We start from the raw sequence: 21238 nt of genomic DNA on the forward strand, positions 1-21238 counted from the left end.
CGGCCGAACCTGTGGAAAACCCCCCTGCGGGAGGATCACGGGCATGACAGGACTCGACTCCAGGACCCCGGTGGCCGTCGTCGGCACGGGCACCATGGGCCAGGGCATCGCCCAGGTCGCCCTCATCGCCGGACACCCGGTACTGCTCCACGACGCGATACCCGGACGGTCCGCGTCCGCCGCCGAGCAGCTCACGGGCCGGCTCGACCGGCTCGTGGAGAAGGGCCGGCTCAGCGGCGAGGCCAGGACCGCGGCCCTCGCGCGCCTGACCCCCGTCGCAGGGCTCGAGGAACTCGCCGGATGCGGTCTCGTGGTGGAGGCGGTCCTCGAGCAACTCGACGTCAAACAGGACCTGCTGCGCTCCCTCGAGTCGGTCGTCGGCGACGACTGCCTGCTGGCGACGAACACCTCGTCCCTGTCCGTCACCGCCATTGCCGGAGCCCTCGAGCGCCCGGGCCGCTGCGTCGGCCTGCACTTCTTCAACCCCGCTCCCCTGCTCCCGCTGGTCGAGGTGGTGAGCGGATTCGCGACGGACGAATCGGCGGCCACGCGCGCGTACGACACGGCGAAGGACTGGGGAAAGACGCCGGTGCGCTGCGCGGACACCCCGGGATTCATCGTGAACCGGGTGGCGCGCCCGTTCTACGCAGAGGCGCTGCGGGTCTACGAGGAGCAGGCCGCGGACCCGGCGACGATCGACGCGGTGCTGCGCGAGTGCGGCGGATTCCGGATGGGCCCGTTCGAACTGACCGACCTGATCGGCCAGGACGTGAACGAGGCGGTGACCCGGTCGGTGTGGGAGGCCTTCTACCAGGACCCGAAGTTCACGCCGTCGCTCGCCCAGCGCAGGCTCGTCGAATCGGGCCGGCTCGGCAGGAAGTCCGGGCACGGCTGGTTCGACCACCACGCGCAGGAGCGGCCCGAGCCGCGTACCGAACCGGCCGCGCCCGCCGTGGGGTCCGTGGTGGTGAGCGGGCATCTGGGCCCGGCCGAGCCGCTCGTCGGGCTCCTGGCGGAGGCCGGGGTGGACGTCTCACGGGTGGACGCGGGCGGCGGCCGCCCGTCGATCGGCCTGCCGGGCGGCGGCCGGCTGGTCCTCGCCGACGGCCATGGTGCGGTGCAGCACGCCGAGGGCGAGGTGGTGCGCTTCGACCTGTCCTTCGACTACGGCGCGGCCACCCGTATCGCCGTGGCGGCCGACGCCTCCGCCTCGCCGCGCACGGTCGAGGAGGCGGTGGGTCTGTTCCAGGCCCTGGGCAAGCAGGTGTCCCTGATCGACGACGTTCCCGGCCTGATCGTCGCTCGTACGGTGGCGATGCTCGTGGACGTCGCCGCCGAGGCCGTCGCCCGCGGCGTGGCGAGCGAGGACGACGTGGACACGGCCATGCGGCTCGGCGTCAACTACCCGGTCGCGCTGCTCGACTGGGCGCGAACGACCGGACACGGGCACCTGGTCCGGACGCTGCGGGCGCTGCACGAGCACTACCCCACCGGGCGATACGCTCCCGGCCGCGGCCTGGTGCGCCGCGCCCGCGCCGAGAAGGACGAGGTCGTGAAGGACGAGGTCGTGGCATGAGTGCGGCGAAGCGTGACACGTACACCCCGCAGAGCCTGCTGGCCGTGGCGGTGCAGGTCTTCAACGAGCGCGGGTACGACGGCACTTCGATGGAGCACCTGTCCAAGGCGGCCGGTATCTCCAAGTCGTCGATCTACCACCATGTGGCGAGCAAGGAGGACCTGCTGCGACGGGCCGTGAGCCGCGCGCTGGACGGTCTCTTCGGGATCCTCGACGAGGAGCACGCGCGCGTGGGGCGTGCGGTGGACCGCCTGGTGTACGTCACCCGGCGCATGGTCGAGGTGCTGACCGCGGAACTGCCGTACGTCACCCTGCTGTTGCGGGTCCGGGGCAATACGGACACCGAGCAGTGGGCGATGGAACGGCGGCGGGAGTTCGACCGTCAGGTGGCGGAGCTGTTCGATGCGGCTGTCGCGGACGGTGATCTGCGGGCCGATGTCGAGGGCAGGCTGGCGACCCGGCTGCTCTTCGGAATGATCAACTCCGTGGTCGAGTGGTACCGGCCGGAGGTCCGCGGCGCCGATGGGCCGGCCGTGGCCGACGCGGTGGTGCAACTGGCCTTCCACGGGCTGCGTACCGAGGCCTGAACGGGGCAGTGCGCCGGGCCTTGAACGGGCCGTGCGCCGGGGCCTGGACTCCGCGCGTCCGAGGCCCGGCCGGTTCCCCGAGGCGGGCCGCACCGCCGGGCGAGGAGCGCCCCGCGGGATGAGCGTCAGGGCCCCGGATCGAGTTCGGTCTCCTCGAAGACGAGCAGCGTGCGCGTGCTGAGCACCTCGGGGATTGCCTGCAGGCGGGTGAGGACCAGCTCCCGCAGGGCCTGGTTGTCCGGCGAGTGCACCAGGAGCAGTACGTCGAAGTCGCCGCTGACCAGGGCGATGTGCGCGGCGCCCGGCAGGTCGCGCAGCTGCGCGCGCACGGTGCGCCAGGAGTCCTGCACGATCTTCAGGGTGATGTACGCGGCAGTGCCCTGGCCTGCCCGTTCATGGTTGACGCGAGCGCCGAAGCCGCGGATGACGCCGTCCTCGATGAGCCGGTTGATCCGGGCATAGGCGTTGGCGCGGGAGACGTGGACGCGCTCGGCGACGGAGCGTATCGAGGCGCGGCCGTCGGCCTGGAGCATCTGCAGGATGTCGCGGTCGATGGCGTCGAGTGGCCGGGGCGGGGGCAAGGGGGGAAGCTGATCTTCCGACTCCGCGGCCGGCTGGGGTGCCGGCGGAGAGTCCGGAGGTCCGGTGGCTTCACCGTCGGCCATTCGTTCAGATGCCATGTGCCCCCGCCTCCCTAGCATGGACGTACTGCATCCATATCAGGCTGTGGAGAACCGTTTGTCCACAGCCTGGAGGTGCCTGTAGCCAAAATGTGCCGGCGACCGAACAATCGGTAGGTGAGGCGCGTCACTCCGAGCGTGCCGTCCTGTCCGCTCCCACGAGGAGGTGCACGCGGTGACTGAGCACCTGCCGGTCATGGAACAGCGCGCGGCTCACCCGCCGGCCCCGCCCCCCGCCTGGAAGCTTCGTACGGACCCGGCTCCCCTGCTGCCGGAGACCGAACCCCACCGGGTGCTCGGCACCCCGGCGGCGGCGAAGGCGGATCCGCAGCTGCTGCGCAGCCTGTACGAGCAACTGGTCCGCGGCCGCCGGTACAACGCGCAGGCGACGGCCCTCACCAAGCAGGGCAGACTCGCCGTCTACCCGTCGAGCACCGGCCAGGAGGCCTGCGAGGTCGCGGCCGCCATGGTGCTCGAGGAGCAGGACTGGCTGTTCCCGAGCTACCGGGACTCACTCGCCGCCGTCGCCCGCGGGCTCGATCCCGTCCAGGCTCTGACCCTCCTGCGCGGCGACTGGCACACCGGCTACGACCCGCGCGAGCACCGGATCGCCCCGCTCAGCACCCCGCTGGCCACCCAACTCCCGCACGCGGTCGGCCTGGCACACGCGGCGCGGCTGCGCGGCGACGACACGGTGGCGCTCGCCCTGGTCGGGGACGGCGGCACCAGCGAGGGCGACTTCCACGAGGCACTCAACTTCGCGGCCGTCTGGCGCGCCCCGGTGGTCTTCCTGGTGCAGAACAACGGCTTCGCCATCTCCGTCCCGCTGCACAAGCAGACGGCGGCCCCGTCCCTCGCCCACAAGGCGGTGGGGTACGGCATGCCGGGCCGGCTCGTCGACGGCAATGACGCGGCGGCCGTGCACGAGGTGCTCGACGAGGCGATGCGCCGTGCGCGCGAGGGCGGCGGCCCGACCCTGGTGGAGGCCGTGACGTATCGCCTGGAGGCCCACACCAACGCGGACGACGCCACCCGCTACCGGGACGGCGCCGAGGTCGAGGCCTGGCGGGCACACGACCCGATCACCCTCCTGGAGCGGGAACTGACCGAGCGTGAGCTGATCGACGAGGCGGGGATACGAGCGGCCCGCGACGCTGCGGACGAGTTCGCGGCGGGGCTGCGCGAGCGGATGAACCAGGACGCGGAGCTCGACCCGATGGACCTGTTCACCCACGTCTACGCGGAGCAGACGTCACAACTGCGGGAGCAGGCAGATCAGTTGCGTGCCGAGCTCGAGGCGGAGGACGAGCGATGACCACCACGGCCCCCGCCCCGGCCGCTGCCGCGGGCACCAAACCGGCCTCCATGGCGCAGGCCCTGCAGCGGGCCCTGCGGGACGCGCTCACCGAGGACCCGACCGTGCACGTCATGGGTGAGGACGTCGGCACGCTCGGCGGTGTCTTCCGTATCACCGACGGTCTCGCGGCCGAGTTCGGCGAGGACCGCTGTACGGACACGCCGCTGGCGGAGGCGGGCATTCTCGGCGCCGCCGTGGGCATGGCCATGTACGGGCTCCGGCCGGTCGTGGAGATGCAGTTCGACGCATTCGCCTACCCGGCGTTCGAGCAACTGGTCTCCCACGTCTCCCGGATGCGGAACCGCACCCGGGGCAGCATGCCCATGCCGATCACCATCCGGGTGCCGTACGGCGGCGGCATCGGCGGCGTCGAGCACCACAGCGACTCCTCCGAGGCGTACTACATGGCGACGCCCGGACTGCACGTCGTGACACCGGCGACCGTCGCGGACGCCTACGGGCTGCTGCGGCAGTCGATCGCCTCGGACGACCCGGTCGTGTTCCTCGAGCCCAAGCGGCTGTACTGGTCGAAGGACGCCTGGAACGCGGAAGCGCCCGCACCCGTTGGGGAACTGGGACGTGCGGCGGTCCGCCGTTCCGGACGGAGCGCGACACTGATCACCTACGGCCCGTCCCTGCCGGTGTGTCTGGAGGCCGCGGAGGCGGCCCGAGCGGAGGGGTGGGAGCTGGAAGTGGTGGACCTGCGTTCCCTGGTGCCCTTCGACGACGCCACCGTCTGCGCCAGCGTGCGCCGTACGGGACGAGCGGTGGTCGTGCACGAGGCGACCGGATTCGGCGGCCCCGGCGGCGAGATCGCCGCGCGGGTCACGGAGCGGTGCTTCCATCACCTCGAGGCGCCTGTACTCCGGGTGACCGGATTCGACATTCCCTACCCGGCGCCCATGCTCGAGCGGCATCATCTGCCGGGAGTCGACCGGATCCTGGACGCGGTGGCGCGGCTGCAGTGGGAGGCAGAGGGCTGATGACTCAGGTGCTCGAGTTCAAGCTGCCCGATCTCGGCGAGGGGCTGACCGAGGCGGAGATCGTGCGCTGGCTGGTGGCCGTGGGCGAGGTCGTGGCGATCGACCAGCCGGTCGTCGAGGTCGAGACGGCCAAGGCGATGGTCGAGGTGCCCTGCCCGTACGCGGGAGTGGTGACGGCGCGCTTCGGTGAGGAGGGCGCGGAACTCCCTGTCGGCGCACCGCTGTTGACCGTCGCGGTGGGAGCAGCCGAAGGCGCCGCCGCGGGCTCGTCCGGTGCGTCGGGCGCCTCTCGCGCGTCCTCGGTCGAGGGGGCGCAGGCGGGGGAGAGTGAGCCCGCCGCCGAAGGATCCGGGAATGTGCTGGTGGGGTACGGGACCGCTGCGCCGCCCGCCCGTCGGCGCCGGGTCCGGCAGGGCCCGGGGGCTGCCGCGGGCAGCGGCGGCGGCGAGCCGTCCGCCCCGACGGCGAACGGCTCGGGGACCGCGCCCGGTCCGACGGCCGGCGCCCCGGTTCCCGCTGCAGAGACGGCCTCCGCTGCCGCGGGCTCCCCTGCAGGTGTCGAGGACTCGGCCGCCGGGGACGGGCCCGTACCGGTGATCTCCCCGCTGGTGCGCCGACTCGCTCGCGAACACCACCTCGATCTGCGGGAGTTGAACGGCTCGGGCCCGGACGGCCTCATCCTGCGCGCCGACGTCGAGTACGCCGTCAAGGCGGCGGGCCGGCCGGAGCGCACGGCGACCGGCACCCCGGCGCGGTCGCCTGCGGCGCCCGCCGTCCCGACGGGCACGGGCGAGGCACGCTTCCCCCTCAAGGGCGTGAGAGGTGCCGTCGCCGACAAGCTGGCCCGCAGCCGCCGGGAGATCCCCGACGCGACCTGCTGGGTGGACGCGGACGCGACGGAACTGCTCAAGGCCCGCGCGGCCATGAACGCGGCGGGCGGGCCGAAGATCTCCGTGCTCGCCCTGTTCGCCCGCATCTGCGTCGCGGCCCTCGGCCGGCACCCGGAGCTCAACTCGACGGTCGACACGGAGGCCAGGGAGGTCGTCCAGCTCGACCGGATCCACCTCGGCTTCGCCGCCCAGACCGAGCGCGGCCTGATGGTCCCGGTGGTGCGTGACGCGCACGAGCGGGGTGCCGAGTCGCTCAGCACCGAGTTCGCCCGGCTCACCGAGGCGGCCCGCGAGGGCCGGCTGACACCGGCGGAGCTGACGGGCGGCACGTTCACGGTGAACAACTACGGCGTCTTCGGAGTGGACGGCTCCACCCCGATCATCAACCACCCCGAGGCCGCCATGCTGGGCGTCGGCCGCATCGTCCAGAAGCCTTGGGTGCACGAGGGCGAGCTGGCGGTACGGCACGTGGTGCAGCTCTCGCTGACGTTCGACCACCGGGTCTGCGACGGCGGCACGGCGGGCGGTTTCCTCCGCTACGTCGCGGACTGCGTCGAACAGCCGGCGGTCCTCCTGCGCACGCTCTGACACCGTCGCGCCGCGGTGCGGGTGGGCCCGGGGTGGGGATCGAGCCGCGGCGATCCGGGCGCCGGCGACGCCTGACGCGGAGTTCCCGGGCGCCCCGGCGTTCCGGTGCCGGGCCCGGACTTCAGACTCCGGCTGCGGGTTCCAGAGTCCGACGGGCGACCCAAGGGCCCGGGCCGCGCGCATCGAGCGGCGGCGCTCAGGGTCGCGTGAATTCCGGGGTCCGGCCTGCGGGTTCAGGCCCCTCGAGCCCTGGCCACTCGATCCGAGTCGACGGGATTCGGCCTGTGCGGCCACCTGGGCCGCAGGGTCCGGGCCTCGGGTCCGGGCCACCGGGAACCCTGGCCGTCTGATCCGAGCCGGCGGGGCCGTGCCGCGGAGCGCCGTCCATGTGATCCGAGCCGGATTGTCCGGGCCGCGGGTGCACTCGGGGCGTGGTGATCCGCACCGTGGGGTCGGTGCCGCGGGGACGGGGACGGGGGGCCTGCGGATTCGGGCCGTAGGGCCGGAGTCCGTCCAGGGTTCGGATGCCGGGCGTCCAGGTCACTTGATACGAGTCAGAGCGATCCAGGGGGACGGGGAGTGCAGGCGCCTCGCCGGAGCGATCCGGGTCGCAGGCTCGGCGTCGCGGTGATTCGGATCCCGGGGGTGGCGCGAGGGCTGCTTGTGGCGATACTCGGTGGGTGACCTCGGATGACGCCACGGCCGCCGCGTACGCCACCGACGCCGCCGATGCCCCTGCCGCCCCGGACGGCGACGTTCCCCCCGCATGGGACGCCGTCGTGCTGGCCGGTGGGGCCTCCCGGCGGCTCGGCGGTGTGGACAAGCCCGGCGTACGGGTGGGTGGCCGGCGCCTGCTCGACCGGGTACTGACCGCCTGCGCGAACGCGGACCGTACGGTGGTCGTCGCGGAGCCCAGAGAGACCGTCAGGCCCGTCGAGTGGGTGCGGGAAGAGCCGCCCGGCGGCGGCCCGTTGGCCGCGCTCGATGCCGGGCTGTGCCGCACGACGAGCCCGGTCGTCCTCGTACTCTCCGCGGATCTGCCGTTCCTCGACACGCACACCGTCCGGACCCTGCTGACCACGCTGACGGCACCGGACACGCGGACACCGGACACGCGGACACCGCACGCGCAGGCCCCGGACGCCGCATCCCCGCGCTTCGCAGCACCGGTGGCCGCCGCCCCTCGTCCCGGCCCCGCCGCCACCGCCCCCCGCCCGGAATCCGCCGACCCCCCTTACGACGGCGCGCTGTTCATCGACGCCGATGGGCGGGATCAGCCGCTCGTCGCGGCGTATCGGCGCGCGTCGCTGGTGCGCGGGCTCGCCCGGTTGCGGGCCGAGCACGGCGCGCTCGCCGGGCTGCCGCTGCGCCGCCTGCTCGCCGGGCTCCGGCTGGCCAGAGCGGCCGCCCCGGACGGTTCGGGGGCTGCGGCCGACTGCGACACCTGGGAGGACATTGCCGCTGCCCGCGCGCGGATCAGGGAGCATGAGCACGTGCTGGATGAATGGATGACCGCAGTCAAGGACGAATTGGGTATCGAGCTCGACGTCGACACCGGCGTACTGCTCGATCTGGCGCGCGACGCCGCGCACGGCGTGGCCAGGCCGGCCGCGCCCCTCACCACGTTCCTCGTCGGATACGCCGCGGGCCGTGCGGGCGGTGACCCCGAGGCAGTCGCCGAGGCCGCACGCAAGGCGACGGCGCTGGCCGAGCGCTGGGCGGAGGAAGCCGCGCAGAACGAAGGGCCGGACCCGAAATGACCGGGCCCGGCAGGGCGGACGGGCACGACCCGGACGTCGAGGAGGCCCTGGCGTTGGTACGGGCCGCGCGCGAGGAGAGCGAGCGGCCCGGCGCCGGCTCCTCGGGCGCCACCGCCGGCTCCCGCGTCGGCCGCCCGGCCACCCGCGACAACGCCCGTGACGACGCCCGCGAAGACCACGCTCACCGCGAACCGGCCGACGACGAGCTGGCGTTCACCTTCACCCCCAACCCGGACCCCACCCCGCCGCCGCCTCGCCCCACCGCACCGCCCACCCCCGCCGCCACCCACACCGCCACCCCCTGGCCCCAGGCCCGCGCCGTCGCCCGGCGCGCGGCCGAGCGCATCGTCAGCCGCGGCGTACGGATCCCCGTTCGGACGCCCCTCGACGAGTCCTTGGGGCTGGTCCTGGCCGCCCCCATCGCCGCGCTCACCGACCTGCCGTCGTTCGACACCTCGGCCATGGACGGCTGGGCGGTCGCCGGCCCCGGCCCCTGGACCCTGCGCCAGGAATCGGTACTCGCCGGCCTCGCGCAGCCCGAGCCGCTGGCCGACGGCGAGGCCGTCGCCATCGCCACCGGCGCGCGGGTGCCGCACGAGGCGACGGCGGTGATCCGCAGCGAGCACGGCCACCAGGACGGCCACCTGAGGCTGCACGCCCTGCGGGACGTGGCGCACGGCCAGGACATCCGCCCGCGCGGCCAGGAATGCCGCAGCGGTGACCAGTTGCTGCCCGCGGGCACCCTGATCACCCCGGCGTCGATCGGCCTCGCGTCGGCCGCCGGCTACGACACGCTCGCCACCGTCCCGAGGCCGCGCGCCGAAGTGTTCGTACTCGGCGACGAGTTGCTGACATCCGGACTCCCCCGCGACGGCCTCATCCGCGATGCCCTCGGCCCGATGCTCCCGCCCTGGCTGCGCGCGCTCGGCGCCCAGGTGGTGTCCGTACGACGGCTCGGCGACGACGCGACCGCGCTGCGCAAGGCGGTCGCGGGCTCGGACGCGGACCTGATCGTCACCACCGGAGGCACCGCTTCAGGACCCGTCGACCACGTCCACCCCACCCTGCAACGCCTCGGCGCCGAACTCCTCGTGGACGGAGTCGAGGTGCGCCCGGGCCACCCCATGCTGCTGGCCCGGCTGACCGACAGCCGGCACCTCGTGGGCCTGCCCGGCAATCCGCTCGCCGCGGTCTCGGGGCTGCTGACGCTGGCGGAACCCGTGCTGCGTACGCTGGCGGGGCGGGCCGCTTCGGACCCGTACCTGGCGCCGATCCGCAAGGGCATCCACGGCCATCCGCACGACACCCGCCTCGTCCCCGTGGCGCTCCGCGGTGACGAGGCCGTACCGCTGCACTACAACGGGCCTGCCATGCTCCGCGGAATCGCGGCATCGGACGGAGTCGCCGTGGTGCCGCCGGGCGGAGCAGCGCCGGGACAGGAACTCGAGATCCTCGACCTGCCGTGGGCGTGGACGCCAGAGGAGTGTTTCACGTGAAACTTCCCGGTCAGGATGCGATCGCCCGGGGGGCCGACGAACACCTGATCACCAGCCCCATCAAGCTGCCGCGCCGGGTGGTCGAGCGCCCGTTGCTGCAGGTCGGGAAGCGGCTGGCGATGGCTCTGACCGTCCTGGTCGCCACGGCGTTGATCGTCTACCTCGACCGGGACGGCTACGGCGACAACTCCGACGGCACCATCGATCTGCTCGACTCGTTCTACTACGCGACGGTCACGCTCTCCACCACGGGATACGGCGACATCGTCCCGGTGAGCGACACCGCGCGGCTCATCAATATCCTCGCTGTCACGCCGTTGCGCGTGCTCTTCCTGATCATCCTGGTCGGCACCACCCTCGAGGTCCTCACGGAGCGGACCCGCGAGGAGTTCCGGCTGAACCGCTGGAGGTCCCAGTTGCGGGAACACACCGTCGTCGTGGGCTTCGGTACGAAGGGCCGCTCGGCGATCCAGACCCTGTGCGCGACGGGCCTGTCGAAGGACCAGATCGTGATCGTCGACCCGAGCAACAAGGTGATCGAGGCGGCCACTTCGGAGGGATTCGTCGGTGTCATCGGCGATGCGACCCGTAGCGACGTGCTGGTGCGGGCGGAGGCGCAGAAGGCCCGGCAGATCGTCATCGCCACTCAGCGCGACGACACGGCGGTCCTGGTCGCGCTCACCGCACGGCAGTTGAACCGCGGCGCCAAGATCGTGGCCGCGGTCCGCGAGGAGGAGAACGCACCGCTGCTGCGCCAGTCCGGCGCCGACGCGGTGATCACCAGTGCCAGTGCGGCCGGCCGGCTGCTCGGCCTCTCGGTGCTGAGCCCCAGCGCGGGCACGGTGATGGAGGACCTCATCCAGCAGGGCACGGGCCTCGATCTGGTCGAACGGCCGGTGATAAAGGCCGAGGTGGGCCGAGGGGTGCGGGAGACCGACGACCTCGTGGTCAGTGTCGTACGCGGTCACCGGCTGCTCGGATACGACGATCCGGCGGCCAGTCCGCTGAAGTTGACGGACCGTCTCATCACCATCGTGCGGGCCACGCCCGACGGGCCCCGACTGCCCGACACCCGGCCGCTGCCCCGCGACTGAACTGCCGCTGAGCGCTGCCGTACGCCGACGGGTCCGCCCCGAACCGGCGTACGGCGGCGGACGACGAGTAGCCTCGCGCTCATGCATGCGATCACCATCCCCGAACCCGGTGGACCCGAGGCGCTCGTCTGGGCGGAGGTCCCCGATCCCGTGCCCGGTGAGGGCGAGGTCCTCGTCGAGGTCGCGGCCACCGCCGTGAACCGCGCCGACCTGCTGCAGCGTCAGGGCTTCTACGATCCGCCGCCCGGCTCGTCCCCGTACCCCGGTCTGGAGTGTTCGGGGCGCATCGCGGCGCTCGGACCCGGCGTGAGTGGCTGGGCGGTCGGCGACGAGGTGTGTGCGCTGCTCGCGGACGGCGGGTACGCGGAGAAAGTCGCGGTCCCCGCAGGGCAGTTGCTGCCGGTGCCGGAGGGTGTCGACCTGGTCGCGGCCGCGGCGCTGCCGGAGGTGACGTGCACGGTCTGGTCGAACGTCTTCATGATCGCCCATCTCCGGCCCGGCGAGACGCTCCTGGTGCACGGCGGGGCCAGTGGCATCGGCACGATGGCGATCCAGTTGGCCAAGGCGATCGGCGCGAAGGTGGCCGTCACGGCGGGCAGCGCCCAGAAGCTGGCCCGCTGCGCCGAACTCGGTGCGGACGTCCTGATCGACTATCACCAGCAGGACTTCGTGGACGAGGTGCGGGCGGCCACCGGCGGCGCCGGTGCCGACGTCATCCTCGACATCATCGGCGCCAAATACCTGAACCAGAACGTGAAGGCGCTGGCGACCAGCGGCCGCCTCGCCATCATCGGTCTGCAGGGCGGCGTCAAGGGGGAGTTGAACCTCAACGCCCTGCTGCGCAAGCGCGCCGCCATCACCGCGACCACGCTGCGCGCGCGTCCCGCCGCGGAGAAGGCGGCGATCGTGGCGGCGGTACGGGAACACGTCTGGCCGTTGTTCGCGGCCGGGCGGGTGCGGCCGGTCATCGACAGGATGCTGCCGCTCAGCGAGGCGGCGGAGGGGCACCGGGTGCTCGAGGCCAGCGGGCACATCGGGAAGGTGCTGCTCACGCGCTGAGCCCTTGTGGGCGCGGGGGACACGCACTCGGCCCCCGCTCCCCCCCCCGGCCGTACCTCCTCTGCCCGAGATGCCGGTTGTGTCACTTCATGTGACTCTGGGTACCTCGGCCCTGGCGATACGGCATCGGGAGGGGGTCCCGGCGTGGTTGCAGCGATCCGCTCCTTGCGCACTCTGGGTGTTCTGCTCGTACCGGCCGTGCTCTTCTCGCTCGGGCCCGTGGGCTCGGAACCGACGGGCATCGCGCAAGCGGCAGCCGTCACGACGTCCCTGCCCGCGGCGCCCGACCCCCCGAACTCCCGGCCGCGTGCCGACGTCCCCGACGACCCCGACGGCCCCGACGATTCCGACGAAGACTTGCGTGCCGGGAGTCGGCCGGGCGAGGGCCGGGTACCTCCCGGGCGCATCGGCAAGGACCCGGCCGAGGACGGCGGCGAGCAGCCTCGACAGGAGGCCGCCCTGCCCCCCGGCAGCGGTGACGACGATCCGCCCGCGCCGAGCGACCCGGCCGAGGACAGCGTCACGCATCCACCGGCGCGCAAGCCCGACGCACCCCACGCCACCCCTGCCGACCCGGCGACACCTGGCGGGAAGACCCCGCCCGGGGAGAAGCCCGGCAAGCCCACGAAGCCGGCCAAGCCCGCGGGCCCGTCCGAAAAGCCGAAGCCGAAACCGGCGAAACCGAAGCCAAAACCGGCGAAGCCGAAGCCGGCGAAGCCGAAGCCGCAATCCACCACCGGCCACGACGCCGACCCCCACCCACCCGGACACCACGACGCGACGGAGCACTCCGCCCCGCACCACGAATCGGACCCGGACCCGGCACACCCGCACGGCGACGACCCGGACGAGGCCCACCCCTCGGACGGCCTCGAACTCGCGAACCCGGCCGACCCCTCCGCCCCGCCCACCACCGACGCCACCGACACCCGGATCGACGCCGCGGCCGAGGCGCGCGAGGAGGCCCTGGCCCGCACGAGCGGGCCCGTCGTGGAGGTCCTGCCGCTGGGCTTCGGACTGCTCCTGATCGGCCTGGGCCTCGCCTTCCTCGGCCTGCGTCTGCGCCGCGGCCTCTGAGTGGGTGGGCCCGCCCGAGGTGGATCACGGTTCAGCGGGGGCACCAAGAAGACAGGGAGTGGGTGTGGGAGACAATGGCCGTATGGAAATGCCGAGGAACGACAGGTCGCAGGAGAACCCCCAGGTCCTGGTCGTGGGCCAGGACGGAATGGCCCTCGGCGGGGGCGGCGGAGGCGACGACGACGAGCTGCGCGAGGTTCCGGTGACGGACATGGTCGAGCAGCCGGCCAAGGTCATGCGCATCGGCAGCATGATCAAGCAGCTGCTCGAGGAGGTCCGCGCCGCCCCTCTCGACGAGGCGAGCCGCGCCCGCCTCAAGGACATCCACAAGAGCTCCGTCAAGGAGCTGGAGGACGGGCTCGCTCCCGAACTCGTGGAGGAGCTCGAGCGCCTCTCGCTCCCCTTCACCGAGGGCAATACACCGAGCGACGCGGAACTGCGCATCGCGCAGGCGCAGTTGGTCGGCTGGCTCGAGGGCCTCTTCCACGGGATCCAGACCACCCTGTTCGCCCAGCAGATGGCGGCCCGCGCCCAGCTGGAACAGATGCGCCGCGCCCTGCCGCCCGGCGCGGGCGGCGCGGACGAGCCCGAGGACCCGGCCCACCCGACGGGCCGCACGGGCGGGCCGTACCTCTAGTCGGGGACCCGAAGCACGCGAAAGGGGACCGGCCACGCATTCAGCGCGTGGCCGGTCCCCTTTCGTGCGATCGCGTGCGTCGCCGGAAGTCCTTAACCGGGGTTGCCCGTCGACACCTCGAGGTCGAAGCCGACGTTCTCCTCCGGCATCTCGGAACCCTTCTTCGGGTACTGGTTGATCACCGCGCCCTTGCCGTACACCGCTTCGTCCGTGTAAGTGACGTTGTACTTCCAGTTCGCCGCCTTGAGGCAGTCCTTCACCGAGTCGATGTGGATGTACTGGAAGGCCGGCGCCTGGATGGTGTTCGGGTCGGTGCCCTCCATCGGGTCCGTGCACTTCTCGGCGTCGATGATCTTCGTCTTGTCCGCGGGCTTGTGCCCGGCCACCGGGCCCGAGCTCTCCTTGTCGCCGCCGCCCTTGCCGCCGCCTTCGTCGTCGCCGTTCATGGAGATCGCGGCGATCAGGCCACCGATGGCCAGCAGCGCCACGGCGATGGAGCCGACGATGACCGGCATGTTCCGCTTGCTGCCACCGTTCCCGCCGTGCCCGCCGACGCTCGTGCTGCCCGCCTGCGGAGACAGGGTGTACGGCGGCGGGGTCTGCGCGCCACCGCCCTGCTGGTACGCGCCGGGCGCGGGAGTCTGGTAGCCGCCCTGCTGCGGGTAGCCGTACCCCGGCGCGGGGGCGGGAGTCGGCTGTCCGTAGGGGCCCGGCTGGTACGGCGTCTGGACGCTGCCGGACGGCGGCTGTGCGGAGGACTGGTCGAGCGGCGGGAAGACGGCCGAGCCGACGCCGCCGCCGTTCGACGTCTGCTGGCCGGGGACGATGCTCGGCGGTGTGGCGTGGAACGACTGGGCGACGCGCAGGCACTCGTCCCGCATGGCCTCGGCCGTGGGGAAGCGTTCGTTCGGGTTCTTCTTCAGTGCGCGGGCGACCAGGGCGTCGACGGCCGGCGGGAGTGCGCGGTTGATCGAGGACGGAGCGACGGGCTCCTCCTGGACGTGCGCGTACGCGATGGCCAGCGGCGAGTCCGCCTCGAACGGCAGCCGTCCGGTGACCAGTTGGAAGAGCATGATGCCGACCGAGTACAGGTCGGACCGGGCGTCCACGCCGCGGCCGAGCGCCTGCTCGGGCGACAGGTACTGCGGCGTGCCCACGACCATGCCGGTCTGTGTCATGGAGGTGACGCCGGACTGCATCGCGCGGGCGATGCCGAAGTCCATCACCTTGACCACGTTCCGCTTGGTCATCATGACGTTGCCCGGCTTGATGTCGCGGTGGACCAGGCCCATCTCGTGGCTGATCTCGAGCGCGGCGAGCACATCGGCGGTGATCTTCAGCGCCTGGTCGGTGGGCATCGCGCCGTGCTGCGCGACGGACGTGTCGAGCACCGAGCCGAGCGGCTGTCCCTCGACGTACTCCATGACGATGTACGGCATGGTGCCGCCGTCGAGGTCGTCCTCGCCGGTGTCGAAGACCGAGACGATGTTGGTGTGCGTGAGCTTCGCCACGGACTGCGCCTCGCGGCGGAAGCGCTCCCGGAACGACTGCTCGCGCCCCAACTCCGTGTGCAGCGTCTTGATCGCGACCTGGCGGTCGAGCACCGAGTCGTACGCGAGGTGCACCGACGCCATGCCACCCTCGCCGAGGAGGTCCCGCAGCTGGTACCGGCCACCGGCGAGCGAGCGCCCCGCGTACCGGCTGTGTGCGCCGTCCTGGCTCATGTCTGTGCGTCCCCCATCAGCGCTGTGGCGCGGATGCGTCCCGGTGAGGGTGCGCGTCCTGCTGCGCGAAGATCTCTGCTTATTGCGGCCAAGTCTGCCGTAGGCCCCGGACACGTCAAGCCGGGTGCCCGTTCCGTGACCGTACGCACAAGAAGCGTCTCGGAAGCGTTACCGACTTGCCACATGATTTGCCCGGCCCGGCCGGACCACGGTTTGATGACCGGTCCATCTCGGGACGGCCTGCTGATTCGAGGCTGTAGCGTGGGCCGGCAGGGACTGTACCTTCACATGCCGTATGCAGGTGGGGCACGGACCGATGCGGCCAGACGCTCCCCCGGACGTTGTCCGGGGACCCTCCAAGACTCCACAGGAAACGACGGCGAGGACCGATGGACCAGCACGGCGCCCAGGGCCCGTCCGACCCGGACGCGGCTGGCGACGGCATGTCAGACGCGCCTGAGCTGTGGGGCAATGGTGGCCTCGTCGGGGACGGCCGTTACCGGCTGACCCGCCGGCTCGGCCGCGGTGGAATGGCAGAGGTCTTCGCCGCCGAGGACGTGCGGCTCGGGCGCACGGTGGCGGTCAAGCTGCTGCGCACGGATCTGGCCGAGGACCCGGTGTCCAAGGCGCGCTTCACGCGCGAGGCGCAGTCGGTCGCCGGCCTCAACCACCATGCGGTGGTGGCCGTTTACGACTCCGGTGAGGACTTCATCGGCGGCAACACCATCCCGTACATCGTGATGGAGATCGTCGAAGGCCGTACGATCCGCGATCTGTTGCTCAACGCGGAGGCGCCCGGCCCCGAGCAGGCGCTGATCATCGTCTCCGGTGTCCTCGAGGCGCTGGCGTACTCGCACCAGCACGGCATCGTGCACCGCGACATCAAGCCCGCGAACGTGATCATCACCGACACCGGTGCGGTGAAGGTGATGGACTTCGGCATCGCCCGCGCCCTGCACGGTGCGTCGAACACCATGACGCAGACCGGCATGGTGATGGGTACCCCGCAGTACCTGTCCCCCGAGCAGGCTCTCGGCAAGGCCGTCGACCACCGCTCGGACCTCTACGCCACCGGCTGTCTGCTGTACGAACTGCTCGCGCTGCGGCCCCCCTTCATGGGTGAGACGCCGCTGTCCGTGGTCTACCAGCACGTCCAGGACATGCCCGTCCCGCCGTCGGAGATGTCGGACGGGGTTCCGCCGGAGCTGAACGGCCTGGTGATGCGGTCGCTCGCCAAGGATCCGGACGACCGGTTCCAGAGCGCCGAGGAGATGCGGGGCCTGGTCCAGTACGGCCTGCAGATGCTGCAGGAGCAGGGCGGCCACACCGGGACCTGGAACACCGGTCCGGTGGACATGCACGAGGGTGGCAACACTCCGGCGATGGGTGTCGCGGGCGCCACGGCCATGCAGCACCCGGGCGACAACGGCACCTCGCAGTTCAACCAGCCGATGCTGCGTCCGCCGGGTGACGACGACGGCGGGTTCGAGGGCGGACGCCGTGGCGGTGGCCGTGGACGTGGCCGCGGCCGGATGTGGATCGTCGCGCTGCTCGCCCTGATCGCGATCGGTGCCGGTATCGCCTTCGCGCTGTCGAAGGACGACAAGGATCCGAAGAAGCCGGAGCCCTCGCCGTCGGTGTCGCAGTCGAAGACGGACAAGAAGACCGACGAGCCGACCGACGAGGAGACGACGCAGGAGGAGACGGACCCGGGGAGTGTCGGGGGCCAGGGCGATTACACGCCGCCTCCGACGAACGACACTCCGACCACCGACCCGACGCCGACGGAGACCGAGACGACCGAGGACCCGGACCCGACGCCGACGGAGACCGAGACGACCGAGGACCCGGACCCGACGAAGACCGACGATCCGCCCACGGATCCGCCGGACACGGAGGAACCGCCGGAGGACGGCGTCACCGGCGGCGGGGAGTAGTCCCGAGCCGGGGCGTCGGGAGCCGGAGCGTTCGTCCCTCCCACGCCGGCGCGTGGGGATGCGCGGTCAGGCGCGCGGGACCGCCCGCTCGTAGCCGCCGTCGACCCGGTGCACGCCGATGACCTGCGGAGAGACGCGCAGGTAGACGGGGTCGAAGGCCTCGCCGTCGACGTGCTCGGGGGCCGGGCCGAACTGCTCGATCTGCTCCGGCGTCGGCGTGATCGTCCGGCAGGTTCCGACCATCTGGACGGACCAGAGCCCGTCCGGGCCGGCCGCGTCGCCCAGATTGTCCGCGCCGTACGCGACCACGGTGCCCTCGCAGGCCTGGTGGTACCCGAATCCCCTGTGCAGGCGCAGGATCACGCCGGGCGGTGTGTCCGGACCCGTGTCGGCCACGATGTGCCGGGTGACGGCCAGGAACGGGAGGGCGCGCATGCTCGCCGCGATGCGACCGTAGGGGGTCGTGCGGAGCAGCGCGACGGCGCGGAGTTCCTCGGGGGACATGGTTTCCACGATCGGGGACGGGCCGGGAGCCGGGGAAGGGGACCACGCCCCGAGGACTCGGGACGTTGGTCCCGATTATTCGACGGCGGACCCGTCGCGCGGCGGATCGCCCGCCGTCCCGTCAGCGCCTCTCGGCCTGCATGCGGGCCACGTACGCGGCGGCCTGGGAGCGGCGTTCCATCCCCAACTTGGAGAGCAGGCTGGAGACGTAGTTCTTGATCGTCTTCTCGGCGAGGTGCAGGTTCTCGCCGATCGCGCGGTTCGTCATGCCCTCGCCGATCAGGTCGAGGATCCTGCGCTCCTGGTCGGTGAGGCCGGCCAGGCGTTCGTCGCCCTTGGGGCTGTTCCCGTCGCGCAGCCGCTCCAGTACGCGGGCGGTGGCGACCGGGTCGAGCAGGGACTTGCCGGCGGCGACGTCGCGGACCGCGGAGAGCAGTTCGTTGCCGCGGATGGCCTTGAGGACGTAGCCCGAGGCGCCCGCCATGATCGCGTCGAAGAGTGCCTCGTCGTCGGCGAACGAGGTGAGCATCAGGCAGTGGATGTTCTCGTCGCGCGAGCGGATGTCCCGGCACACCTCGACGCCGGTGCCGTCGGGCAGGCGTACGTCGAGGACGGCCACGTCGGGACGGGTGGCGGGGATGCGGACCAGGGCGTCGGCGGCCGTGCCGGCCTCGCCGACGACCTCGATGTCCGATTCCACGGAGAGCAGCTCGTGAACACCACGACGGACCACTTCATGGTCATCAAGCAGGAATACCGTGATTTTTCCGTCTACAGGCACGCCGCCAGTCTCACACACGGAGTCTTCCAATGCTCTGGGGGACCGGGATAACGTGCCGGTGTTCCGGCCCCCTGCAAGGCTGTGACCAGTACGTGTTCCCGTTGACTCGAATTTACTTGGAAATCCAAGCAAAATTGCAGGTCAGATGGGGTTTCGCAGAAGTGCGGGGCTCTGGGTAACGTGCTGATTGCAGGGTGCTTGCCGGGACGCCTGTCACGCCTGTTCCGGCCGGCCGCACCCACCCCGTGCGCCGGTACGGAACGGGTGAGCCTCCCCCGGGCCCGCAAGGACCTGGGGGTACCCCCCGGTTCCCGGCCGATCCCGGGTATCGGACCGACGGAGGAGCACACGTGACCGTGGACAGCACCGCCGCGCGCAAGCCTCGCCGCACCGGCGGCAAGCGCGCATCCGCCAAGAAGACGGCGGAGCAGGGCGCACAGCCCGACCTCGTACAGCTGCTGACGCCCGAAGGAAAGCGCGTCGAGCACCCTGAGTACTCCATCGACCTCACGCCCGACGAGCTGCGTGGGCTCTATCGGGACATGGTTCTGACCCGGCAGTTCGACGCCGAGGCGACCGCGCTGCAGCGGCAGGGCGAACTGGGTCTGTGGGCGTCGCTGCTCGGCCAGGAGGCCGCCCAGATCGGCTCCGGCCGGGCCACCCGCGAGGACGACTACGTCTTCCCGACCTACCGCGAGCACGGTGTCGCCTGGTGCCGGGGCGTCGACCCGGTGAACCTGCTCGGCATGTTCCGCGGCGTCAACAACGGCGGCTGGGACCCGAACACCAACAACTTCCAGCTGTACACGATCGTCATCGGCTCGCAGGCGCTGCACGCGACCGGCTACGCGATGGGTGTCACCAAGGACGGCGCGGACTCCGCGGTCATCGCGTACTTCGGTGACGGCGCGTCCAGCCAGGGCGATGTGGCCGAGGCGTTCACGTTCTCCGCGGTGTACAACGCGCCGGTCGTGTTCTTCTGCCAGAACAACCAGTGGGCGATCTCGGAGCCGACCGAGAAGCAGACCAGGGTGCCGCTGTACCAGCGCGCGCAGGGCTACGGCTTCCCCGGCGTCCGGGTGGACGGCAACGACGTGCTCGCCTGCCTCGCCGTCACCCGGTCCGCGCTCGAGCGGGCCCGCCGCGGTGAGGGCCCCACCCTCGTCGAGGCGTTCACGTACCGGATGGGTGCGCACACCACATCGGACGACCCGACCAAGTACCGGCGGGACGAGGAGCGGGAGGCGTGGGAGGCCAAGGACCCGATCCTGCGGCTGCGCGCCTACCTGGAGGGCGAGAAGCTCGCCGACGACGCCTTCTTCGCGGAGCTCGAGGACGAGAGCGAGAAGCTCGGCAAGCACGTCCGCGAGACGGTCAGGGCGATGCCCGACCCCGACATGATGGCGATCTTCGAGAACGTCTACGCGGACGGGAGCGCCCTCGTCGACGAGGAGCGCGCCCAGTTCGCCGCCTACCAGGCGTCGTTCGCCGACGGGGAGGTCAAGTAACCATGGCTGCAGTCAAGATGGCGCTCGCCAAGGCGGTCAACGAGTCGCTGCGCAAGGCGCTCGACACCGACCCCAAGGTCCTCGTCATGGGCGAGGACGTCGGCAAGCTCGGCGGTGTCTTCCGGGTCACCGACGGTCTGCAGAAGGACTTCGGCGAGGACCGGGTGATCGACACCCCGCTCGCCGAGTCCGGCATCGTGGGCACCGCGATCGGCCTCGCGCTGCGCGGCTACCGGCCGGTGGTGGAGATCCAGTTCGACGGGTTCGTCTTCCCGGCGTACGACCAGATCGTGACGCAGCTGGCGAAGATGCACGCGCGGTCGCTGGGCAAGGTGAAGCTGCCGGTCGTCATCCGGATCCCCTACGGCGGTGGCATCGGCGCGGTCGAGCACCACTCGGAGTCGCCGGAGGCGCTGTTCGCGCACGTGGCGGGCCTGAAGGTGGTCTCGCCGTCCAACCCGGCGGACGCGTACTGGATGATGCAGCAGGCCATCCAGAGCGACGACCCGGTGATCTTCTTCGAGCCGAAGCGGCGGTACTGGGACAAGGGCGAGGTCGACACGGAGGCGTTCCCGGGGCCGCTGCACAGCGCGCGCCGGGTGCGCGAGGGCACGGATCTGACCCTGGTCGCGTACGGGCCGATGGTGAAGGTCTGTCTCGAGGCGGCCGCGGCCGCCGAGGAGGAGGGCCGGTCGATCGAGGTGATCGATCTGCGCTCGATGTCGCCGATCGACTTCGACACGGTGCAGGCCTCGGTCGAGCGGACGGGCCGGCTCGTCGTGGTGCACGAGGCGCCGGTGTTCTACGGAAGCGGTGCGGAGATCGCCGCGCGGATCACCGAGCGGTGTTTCTACCACCTGGAGGCGCCCGTGCTGCGGGTCGGCGGCTACCACGCCCCGTACCCGCCGGCCCGTCTCGAGGACGAGTACCTGCCGGGTCTCGACCGGGTGCTCGAGGCCGTCGACCGCTCGCTGGCGTACTGAGGAGAGGGTCGTGACGA

18 protein-coding genes are annotated in these 21238 nt (G+C 71.8%); 14 read left to right on the forward strand and 4 right to left on the reverse strand.

Translation table 11 applies throughout. The features are described from left to right. The first annotated feature begins 43 nt into the window (after positions 1-43). Both DSC45_RS28900 and DSC45_RS28905 read left to right on the forward strand, forming a co-directional pair. The gene (locus DSC45_RS28900) at positions 44-1576 is read left to right on the forward strand and encodes a 3-hydroxyacyl-CoA dehydrogenase (RefSeq protein WP_119294929.1); all 1533 of its coding nucleotides are present in this window, start codon (positions 44-46) and stop codon (positions 1574-1576) included. Then, on the forward strand, positions 1573-2163 hold the full coding sequence (locus DSC45_RS28905; protein WP_119294930.1) for a TetR/AcrR family transcriptional regulator: 591 nt from the start codon (positions 1573-1575) through the stop codon (positions 2161-2163). Before DSC45_RS28900 ends, DSC45_RS28905 begins: the two co-directional genes overlap by 4 nt. Before the next feature lie 125 nt (positions 2164-2288). On the opposite strand, the gene DSC45_RS28910 is transcribed toward DSC45_RS28905, so the two are convergent. Then, entirely contained in the window at positions 2289-2864 is a 576-nt protein-coding gene (locus tag DSC45_RS28910) for an Lrp/AsnC family transcriptional regulator (RefSeq protein ID WP_205571460.1), read from the reverse strand. 166 nt (positions 2865-3030) lie between these two features. On the opposite strand from DSC45_RS28910, the gene pdhA (DSC45_RS28915) reads away from it, so the two are divergent. From pdhA (DSC45_RS28915) to DSC45_RS28955, 9 genes are all read left to right on the forward strand, one after another. Continuing rightward, entirely contained in the window at positions 3031-4158 is a 1128-nt protein-coding gene (gene pdhA, locus DSC45_RS28915) for a pyruvate dehydrogenase (acetyl-transferring) E1 component subunit alpha (protein ID WP_119295016.1), read from the forward strand. After that, positions 4155-5183 (forward strand): alpha-ketoacid dehydrogenase subunit beta, encoded by a 1029-nt coding sequence (locus tag DSC45_RS28920; protein WP_119294931.1) that lies wholly within the window; start codon positions 4155-4157, stop codon positions 5181-5183. Before pdhA (DSC45_RS28915) ends, DSC45_RS28920 begins: the two co-directional genes overlap by 4 nt. Next, entirely contained in the window at positions 5183-6661 is a 1479-nt protein-coding gene (locus DSC45_RS28925; protein ID WP_119294932.1) for a dihydrolipoamide acetyltransferase family protein, read from the forward strand. The genes DSC45_RS28920 and DSC45_RS28925 overlap by 1 nt, the downstream gene beginning before the upstream one ends. A 779-nt stretch (positions 6662-7440) precedes the next feature. Then, a complete protein-coding gene (locus tag DSC45_RS28930) occupies positions 7441-8421 on the forward strand; it encodes a DUF6457 domain-containing protein (RefSeq protein ID WP_240434908.1) in 981 nt (326 codons plus the stop codon). After that, positions 8418-9917, forward strand: coding sequence for a molybdopterin molybdotransferase MoeA (locus DSC45_RS28935; RefSeq protein WP_119294934.1), 1500 nt, complete (start codon positions 8418-8420; stop codon positions 9915-9917). Before DSC45_RS28930 ends, DSC45_RS28935 begins: the two co-directional genes overlap by 4 nt. After that, positions 9914-11011 (forward strand): potassium channel family protein, encoded by a 1098-nt coding sequence (locus DSC45_RS28940; RefSeq protein WP_119294935.1) that lies wholly within the window; start codon positions 9914-9916, stop codon positions 11009-11011. The genes DSC45_RS28935 and DSC45_RS28940 overlap by 4 nt, the downstream gene beginning before the upstream one ends. Before the next feature lie 81 nt (positions 11012-11092). Further along, positions 11093-12070, forward strand: a complete 978-nt coding sequence (locus DSC45_RS28945; protein ID WP_119294936.1) for an NAD(P)H-quinone oxidoreductase — start codon at positions 11093-11095, stop codon at positions 12068-12070. Positions 12071-12214: 144 nt separating this feature from the next. Then, a complete protein-coding gene (locus tag DSC45_RS28950; protein ID WP_119294937.1) occupies positions 12215-13147 on the forward strand; it encodes a hypothetical protein in 933 nt (310 codons plus the stop codon). 82 nt (positions 13148-13229) lie between these two features. Further along, entirely contained in the window at positions 13230-13784 is a 555-nt protein-coding gene (locus DSC45_RS28955; RefSeq protein WP_119294938.1) for a bacterial proteasome activator family protein, read from the forward strand. Positions 13785-13876: 92 nt separating this feature from the next. Here the strand turns inward: DSC45_RS28955 and DSC45_RS28960 are convergent, their stop codons facing one another. After that, positions 13877-15508, reverse strand: coding sequence for a protein kinase domain-containing protein (locus DSC45_RS28960; protein ID WP_119294939.1), 1632 nt, complete (start codon positions 15506-15508; stop codon positions 13877-13879). A 443-nt stretch (positions 15509-15951) separates the two neighbouring features. Here DSC45_RS28960 and DSC45_RS28965 point away from each other — a divergent pair, with 443 nt between their 5' ends. Continuing rightward, on the forward strand, positions 15952-17445 hold the full coding sequence (locus DSC45_RS28965) for a protein kinase domain-containing protein (RefSeq protein ID WP_119295017.1): 1494 nt from the start codon (positions 15952-15954) through the stop codon (positions 17443-17445). Between the two features lie 66 nt (positions 17446-17511). On the opposite strand, the gene DSC45_RS28970 is transcribed toward DSC45_RS28965, so the two are convergent. After that, the gene (locus DSC45_RS28970) at positions 17512-17949 is read right to left on the reverse strand and encodes a pyridoxamine 5'-phosphate oxidase family protein (RefSeq protein WP_119294940.1); all 438 of its coding nucleotides are present in this window, start codon (positions 17947-17949) and stop codon (positions 17512-17514) included. Positions 17950-18070: 121 nt separating this feature from the next. Further along, positions 18071-18730 (reverse strand): response regulator, encoded by a 660-nt coding sequence (locus DSC45_RS28975; protein ID WP_119294941.1) that lies wholly within the window; start codon positions 18728-18730, stop codon positions 18071-18073. A gap of 350 nt (positions 18731-19080) precedes the next feature. On the opposite strand from DSC45_RS28975, the gene pdhA (DSC45_RS28980) reads away from it, so the two are divergent. Both pdhA (DSC45_RS28980) and DSC45_RS28985 read left to right on the forward strand, forming a co-directional pair. Continuing rightward, on the forward strand, positions 19081-20238 hold the full coding sequence (gene pdhA, locus DSC45_RS28980) for a pyruvate dehydrogenase (acetyl-transferring) E1 component subunit alpha (RefSeq protein ID WP_119294942.1): 1158 nt from the start codon (positions 19081-19083) through the stop codon (positions 20236-20238). 2 nt (positions 20239-20240) lie between these two features. Beyond that, positions 20241-21221: an alpha-ketoacid dehydrogenase subunit beta gene (locus tag DSC45_RS28985; RefSeq protein ID WP_119294943.1), complete on the forward strand. Its 981-nt coding sequence runs from the start codon at positions 20241-20243 to the stop codon at positions 21219-21221. Positions 21222-21238: the final 17 nt, after the last annotated feature.

This window comes from Streptomyces sp. YIM 130001 (assembly GCF_003574445.1).
Taxonomy (GTDB): domain Bacteria; phylum Actinomycetota; class Actinomycetes; order Streptomycetales; family Streptomycetaceae; genus Streptomyces.

Bases quoted from the DNA above. Each gene is read 5' to 3' on its own strand.
- DSC45_RS28900 (WP_119294929.1), top strand. From the start codon at position 44: ATGACAGGACTCGACTCCAGGACCCCGGTGGCCGTCGTCGGCACGGGC.
- DSC45_RS28905 (WP_119294930.1), top strand. From the start codon at position 1,573: ATGAGTGCGGCGAAGCGTGACACGTACACCCCGCAGAGCCTGCTGGCC.
- DSC45_RS28910 (WP_205571460.1), bottom strand. From the start codon at position 2,864: ATGCTAGGGAGGCGGGGGCACATGGCATCTGAACGAATGGCCGACGGT.
- DSC45_RS28920 (WP_119294931.1), top strand. From the start codon at position 4,155: ATGACCACCACGGCCCCCGCCCCGGCCGCTGCCGCGGGCACCAAACCG.
- DSC45_RS28925 (WP_119294932.1), top strand. From the start codon at position 5,183: ATGACTCAGGTGCTCGAGTTCAAGCTGCCCGATCTCGGCGAGGGGCTG.
- DSC45_RS28935 (WP_119294934.1), top strand. From the start codon at position 8,418: ATGACCGGGCCCGGCAGGGCGGACGGGCACGACCCGGACGTCGAGGAG.
- DSC45_RS28945 (WP_119294936.1), top strand. From the start codon at position 11,093: ATGCATGCGATCACCATCCCCGAACCCGGTGGACCCGAGGCGCTCGTC.
- DSC45_RS28955 (WP_119294938.1), top strand. From the start codon at position 13,230: ATGGAAATGCCGAGGAACGACAGGTCGCAGGAGAACCCCCAGGTCCTG.
- DSC45_RS28960 (WP_119294939.1), bottom strand. From the start codon at position 15,508: ATGAGCCAGGACGGCGCACACAGCCGGTACGCGGGGCGCTCGCTCGCC.
- DSC45_RS28965 (WP_119295017.1), top strand. From the start codon at position 15,952: ATGTCAGACGCGCCTGAGCTGTGGGGCAATGGTGGCCTCGTCGGGGAC.
- DSC45_RS28970 (WP_119294940.1), bottom strand. From the start codon at position 17,949: ATGTCCCCCGAGGAACTCCGCGCCGTCGCGCTGCTCCGCACGACCCCC.
- DSC45_RS28985 (WP_119294943.1), top strand. From the start codon at position 20,241: ATGGCTGCAGTCAAGATGGCGCTCGCCAAGGCGGTCAACGAGTCGCTG.